At 52.9% G+C, this 1300-nt stretch carries 1 pseudogene; it reads right to left on the reverse strand.

Features of this window, described 5'->3' with window-relative positions:
- Positions 1-36: 36 nt before the first annotated feature.
- Positions 37-1228, reverse strand: a pseudogene (locus HMPREF3135_RS07565) (IS3 family transposase).
- Positions 1229-1300 lie beyond the last annotated feature (72 nt).

A 1300-nucleotide genomic window follows, 5' to 3' on the forward strand; every position in this document is an offset into this window, starting at 1 on the left:
GCCCGACCCCCGGAAAGTGGACACATCGGGGGCTAGCTATGCTGCTGTGGTCAGTATAGCCGAAGTCTCGGCTTCAAAGACATCAGGAGCTACGAGATTGCACCAGGAGTGCCGCCTGCGCGTGTTGTAGCGCATGCACCACCGGAAGACCTCTTGACGACAGCTAATTGGGTTGTCAAAGACTTTCCGATCACGCAGCACTTCCCGCTTTAAGGTGGCGTTAAAGGATTCTGCCAGGGCATTATCGGCACTCGTTCCAACCGCGCCCATGGACTGGCGCACACCTAACGACGAGCAGTAGTTCCTAAAGTCTTGTGAGGTGTACACGCTGCCGTGATCGGAATGGAAAATAGTCCCGTCAAGACTGCCGCGCACGCCGTGTGCGTGGGCTAGAGCATCGATAACTAGTGAGACCCGCATGTGGTCTGCGAGTGCATAACCTGCAAGTTTACGTGAATACGTGTCAATGACTGTGGCAAGGTACATGTTTTTGCCTCCCCTACACGGCAGGTAAGTAATGTCACCGACATACACACGATTTGGCTCGCCAGCTGTGAACTTGCGGCCTACTAGATCTGGCATGACACGGTGACCAGGCTTACGCCTGGTAGTAATGCATCGACGCCGTTTGCTAAAGCCTTTTAACCCCATGGATTTCATGATGCGTGCAACTTTCTTGTGATTGATCGGGGTATACGTCGTGTCCTCCTTGAGGCTTGCGGCGATGCGTTTAGCACCATAAAGCCCGTGCTCATCATCGAAGATGGTCTTGATTCTTGCACCAATAACGGCATCAGAATACATCTTTAACCTGCGTTTTTACGGGTGCTCACCCACTTGTAAAACGAGGAACGATTCAGCTTTAACACATCGCACATCCGCTTAACCGAGTACTCGGTTCGGTGGTCATCGACAAACTGGAAGCGGATCACCAGTGAGTCTCTTCGGCAAAATATTTCGCGGCCTTACGCAGGATGTCGCGTTCTTCGCGCAGCTTAGAGACTTCTTTTTCCAGCTGACGGATTCGCGCAGAATCATTCGCCGCTTGGGCTTGATCGTGCACGGCTTTAATGCGGGCACGTTTGCCAGTGCCGTACTTTTTGACCCAAGAATGTAGCGAGGCACGGTTGATACCGAGCTCAGCTGATGCTGAGTTCAGCGAGAGATCCTCGTTGTTCTCATAGAGGGCTACGGCATCGCGTTTGAACTGTTCGGAGTACCTGGACATGGTGGTAGATTACCTTTCTTCCCAGCTCGACTGGGCTGGATATCAGGTGTCCACCACATGGGGGTCAGGTCC

This window comes from Corynebacterium sp. HMSC14H10 (assembly GCF_001807105.1).
In the GTDB taxonomy this organism is placed as follows: domain Bacteria; phylum Actinomycetota; class Actinomycetes; order Mycobacteriales; family Mycobacteriaceae; genus Corynebacterium; species Corynebacterium jeikeium_D.